Origin of the sequence: Neglectibacter sp. X4 (assembly GCF_009917365.1) — a bacterium.
Classification (GTDB): domain Bacteria; phylum Bacillota; class Clostridia; order Oscillospirales; family Acutalibacteraceae; genus Acutalibacter.
Window position 1 is genome coordinate 1 of sequence record NZ_QWLE01000101.1, and the last position, 4461, is coordinate 4461.

The following is a 4461-nucleotide window of genomic DNA, read 5'->3' on the forward strand; positions in this document are numbered from 1 at the left end:
CTTCAATGATACATCATTCAGCAGCGGGTGTCTTTATTTTGTGCAATATTTGGTATTTACTCATTTATAGTTATGAAGATTTCTCGCTTTGCTCTATCTGTAATTCACCCTTTTTCAGCCGGAACACCACATCCGCCTGTTTTGCCAGCTCACCTGAGTGGGTAACAACTATCACGCATTTCTTCATCTGATGGGCGCTTTCTTTCAAGATTTCCGTAATATCCCCAGCCGTATCCTCGTCCAGATTGCCGGTAGGCTCGTCCGCCAGAATCACCGGAGCTTCGCTTGCGAGCGCCCTTGCAATGGCTACCCGCTGCTGCTGGCCGCCGGAGAGTTTCAGCACGTTCCGTTTGGATTCCTCCCTCGTCAGCCCCAGCCGTTCCAGAAACGGGAGTGCCGGTTTCTTTGAAGTCAGCCGGACATTCTCCTGCGGGGTCATATAGTCAATCAGGTTGTAGCTCTGAAAGACAAAAGAAACATTCTTTTTCCGATGGCCTGCCAATCCGGCCTGTGCAATGTCTTTCCCTTCAAACAGGATATTCCCGCTTGTGGGGCTGTCCAGACCGCCCAGCAGGGATAGAAGGGTTGTCTTGCCGCACCCGGACGGGCCGAGAATGGCATACATTTTTCCCGCCTCCATCTGCGCATTGATCCCTCTCAGCACCTTCCTCTTTTTGTCATAAGAGTATGTTAGATTTTGCAGTTCCAAAATTCCCATAGAGGCACCTCCTATTCACCTTCGGGCACAAATTCATAGTCAAAATCATAGTCCTTTACTTTATCCGGCACCTCGTAATCTATGATGGGCGAGCCGGATTGCTCCTGCGTTTCGTCTGATTTATTCTCCTTGGGGGTACACCCTGTGAACAGCAATCCCACAAAAAGGAGGACAGAAAACATTTTCCATACTTTTTTCATATCGTTACCGCCTTTCTCAGCTCATTTTCGATAGAATTTCCCGCGGTTTCAGCCGCATGACGGAAATTGAGGATATTCCAGCGGATACCGTTACAATCCCGATCCCCAGCAGGAATAGGAGGCCCATTTCCTCAAGCTGTACACGAACCTGTAATTCCGGGGTTTCGATTTCCGGCTCACCGGTATCTGTTCCGGCCTCCCCACGGGTTCCGGCAGATAAGCCGTCTTCCTGCTGCGCCTCCGTTACCGCCTGCCCGGATTGCAATACGTTTCCCATCTGGCCCGCAATGGCGCTGGCGGAGAAATAAGAGAGGGAAAATGCTAATATCGCAATCAGCAAAACCTCGGCAATATACTGCCCTAAGATGGACAGCTTGCTGATCCCAACCGAGAGCAGGACGCCGGTTTCATGGATGCGGGTTCTGGCCCACATGGTTAGAATGAGCGAGAGGAAGGCGATGCTTACAATCAGCGCGATCATCAAAATGGTGGATACCAGCTCCGATAACTGTTCCAAAGAGGACGCGGCGTTTTCATAGTCCTCGTTGTCAACCAGAAAAGAAAAGCCTTTCCAGTCCACGCCGCTGATTTCCTTTACTTTAGAAATGATTTCCTCCATGTTCTGCGGGTCGTTCACCGATACCGTCAGCTCGTTAAAGCCCTGTATTGCGGGGCCGTTTTCGTAAGCCACCAAAGTGGCAAGGTCGGTGATGATAAGGTTTTGTATTTTATCGTAGGTTGTCACCTGATCGTTGATGCCTTCGATTTCTTTTGGAGAGAACAGGCCCACAATCTCAATCTCCACGCCTTTGTCCGTCTGGATTTTGTCACCAATTTTCAGGCCGTTTTTCTCAGCCAAATCCTTGCTGATCAGCCCCTTGTTTTTGTCGTCCGGCAGGATATGCCGCCCCTGCGTCAGCGTAAGCTGCCCGGAAGTAAACCGGGTAAGCTCCTCGCTTTTCCATGTGCTTAAAATCTTTGAGGATGCGCGAAATTCTTCCTCAATGGGGATATTGCCGGTAAATAGTTCCAGAGAGGGGAACGCCGCCAGCCCCTCCACGGTGGCGCTGCACTCCTTGATCCCCTCAATTTCCCGGATTTGCTCTACCAGCTCCGGGCTGATCTGCTGGGTGGAATACATCAGGGTTCCGCCCTCCACGCTTTCCACCTTCAAATAGGGGTTGTTTTCCGTGTAGTCAAAGCCAATGAGAAAACTCCCGCCAAGGCTTTGCCGCAGCTCCTGCTGGGCGGCTTTCGAAGCGTTCCCCAGTGCCAGAGCGGTCAATACAAAGGTTGCCATCACCAGCAAGATGACAAAAAGAAGGATACTCTTGCCCCTCTTGCGGACGATATACAGCCACGCTCGATTCATAAAGTTCATAGAATGACCTCCGTTTCATATAGGATAAGTGTTGCAACGCTGACAGCATAGCACCCCAATATGGAACCAGTATGAAACGGATAAAAAAAGCCATCGCTTTATGGGAGATAAAGGGTAAAGCACATTCCCGGCGGGTTTTTGGTCGCCTCAAATTGATAGGGCATCCCAAGGGCCTTTGAAAGCGTATCTACAATATATAATCCCAGCCCATTCCCTCCATCTTTGCGATCTCTGGCAAAGTCTGGGCGGTAGAACGGCTCAAATACATGGGCCAGCTTATCCGGCGGGATGGGCGTACACTCATTTTCTATTTTTATCTGTCGGGCGTTCAATATAACGGTGATCTTGCATCCCGGCTTTGTGTAAGCGACCGCATTAGAGAGCAGGTTAGACAGGATCTTTTCAAGGCTTTTCTTTGACGTGTGGACAGGGCACTTTCCCTGTATGCTGAAAGAAAAGTCGAGTCCCTTTGCCTTCGCAATCAACTGATAGGGCTCGCAGATTGCCGGAAGACGCTCAGACAGGTCAAAGGTTTCCGCGTCCTGTTTCTCCTGTGTAAAATCCAGCCGGGAGGTATCCAAAATTTCTTTAATCATAAAGGATAGCTGCCCGGTAATCTCCTTACATTCCAACAGACAGCGATCCCGGTCTTTGTATTTTCCAATGCCTAAGATCATGTTTTCCAAAATCGCGTTCAGGGCAGTCACCGGCGTTTTCAGCTCATGGGAGGCGGCCCGCAGGAAATCAATTTTCAACCGTTCCGCCTCACGGACGTTTTGCTTTTCTTCCTCCAGATTTTCAATGGTGGAAAGCAGGCTGGCATACAGCTTATTGACGCGGGCGGCCAGCTCGCCAATCTCGTCCTTCGTATGCACCACGCAGGCTGCAGCCTTATCCAGCTTTTCCATCTTTTCCGTTGTAACCGCAATCTGCTTGATCGGCCTCGTCATGGCTCTGGAAAACAACAGGGAACACCCAGCGGAAATGATGGCGCAGCAAAGCAGGGATACCGGCAGTGCTTTTCCGATAGCGGATTTTATCAAAATACCAGTATTCACATCACTCTCAATAATGGCTCCTTCCACAAAACGGTTGGTGCTTACGGTCATTTGCGGCGCAAGCACATAGAGAAAAACATGAGCCATCACGGTGACAAACAGCATTACCAGAAAGGTGTATAAGAAGATTTTAGTAAAGAGCTTTAAATTTCTCATGGGTGTTCCTCATACTTGTAGCCAACGCCTTTTACCGTTACAATCCGGTTAAGACTCAGCTTTTTCCGTAAATTTTTAATGTAGGTATCAATCGTGCGGTCAATGATGGGGTAATCATATCCCCACAACTCGTCCAAGATCTGCGACCGTGTAAGCACCAGACCTTTATGCTCTATCAGCAATTTCAGCAGGTCGATCTCCTTTGGTGTCAGGTCAATAGAGCCGCCCGGCCCGGAAGCAGTATAGCCGCCAAAATCCACCGTAATATCGCCCATCTGAATTTGTTTCAGTTCCGGACTTTTCCCACACCGCCGCAGCAGGGCCGTCACCCGTTTTCCCAGCAAAAGCATGGAAAAGGGCTTTGTGATATAGTCGTCCGCCTGTTCATCAAAGCTGGCCGCCTGAGTAGGCTCATCGTCAAGGGCGGTAAGCATTAAGATAGGAATGTTGCTTGTTTGGCGCAATTCTTTTAATACCTCCAAACCGGTTCGCTTCGGCAGCATAATATCCAGAACCACTAAATCAACCGATTTCTCCCTTGCAATCTGCAAACCCTGTTCACCATCAAGGGCCGACAAGGTAATATGCCCTGCGGATCTCATATATTCACAGATTGCCTCGTTGGTGGCAGTATCATCTTCCACAATCAATAAAACAGCCATTTTTACACCTCCTCACATTATTATACCAAAGCAATATGGAAACAGTATGAAATGCTTTGTGTCAGATTGACAGTGTACTGAACTTAATGGGAAAAAGCAAGCCTTTCATAACGGATCAATCCACACAAGGCAGACTGGCTCATGTTGACAGGAAACTGGCCCGCCTTGCTGTAAGTGAAATACTTTCCCTATTTACTATTTCTATTAGATTCATAACTATAAATGAGTAAATACCAAATATTGCACAAAATAAAGACACCCGCTGCTGAATGATGTATCATTGAAG

5 protein-coding genes are annotated in these 4461 nt (G+C 48.7%); all 5 read right to left on the reverse strand.

Annotated elements, in window-relative coordinates:
- Positions 1-70: 70 nt before the first annotated feature.
- The 5 genes from D1841_RS16485 to D1841_RS16505 all read right to left on the reverse strand — a co-directional run bounded on the left by D1841_RS16485 (position 71) and on the right by D1841_RS16505 (position 4175).
- Positions 71-718, reverse strand: a complete 648-nt coding sequence (locus D1841_RS16485) for an ATP-binding cassette domain-containing protein (RefSeq protein ID WP_160644739.1) — start codon at positions 716-718, stop codon at positions 71-73.
- 11 nt (positions 719-729) lie between these two features.
- The gene (locus tag D1841_RS16490; protein ID WP_016215690.1) at positions 730-918 is read right to left on the reverse strand and encodes a hypothetical protein; all 189 of its coding nucleotides are present in this window, start codon (positions 916-918) and stop codon (positions 730-732) included.
- A gap of 16 nt (positions 919-934) precedes the next feature.
- Entirely contained in the window at positions 935-2299 is a 1365-nt protein-coding gene (locus tag D1841_RS16495) for an ABC transporter permease (RefSeq protein ID WP_160644741.1), read from the reverse strand.
- A gap of 98 nt (positions 2300-2397) precedes the next feature.
- Positions 2398-3513 (reverse strand): HAMP domain-containing sensor histidine kinase, encoded by a 1116-nt coding sequence (locus D1841_RS16500; protein WP_016215688.1) that lies wholly within the window; start codon positions 3511-3513, stop codon positions 2398-2400.
- Positions 3510-4175 carry a response regulator transcription factor gene (locus tag D1841_RS16505; RefSeq protein WP_160644743.1) on the reverse strand — a complete coding sequence of 222 codons (666 nt, stop codon included), beginning with the start codon at positions 4173-4175 and terminating at the stop codon, positions 3510-3512. Before D1841_RS16505 ends, D1841_RS16500 begins: the two co-directional genes overlap by 4 nt.
- Positions 4176-4461 lie beyond the last annotated feature (286 nt).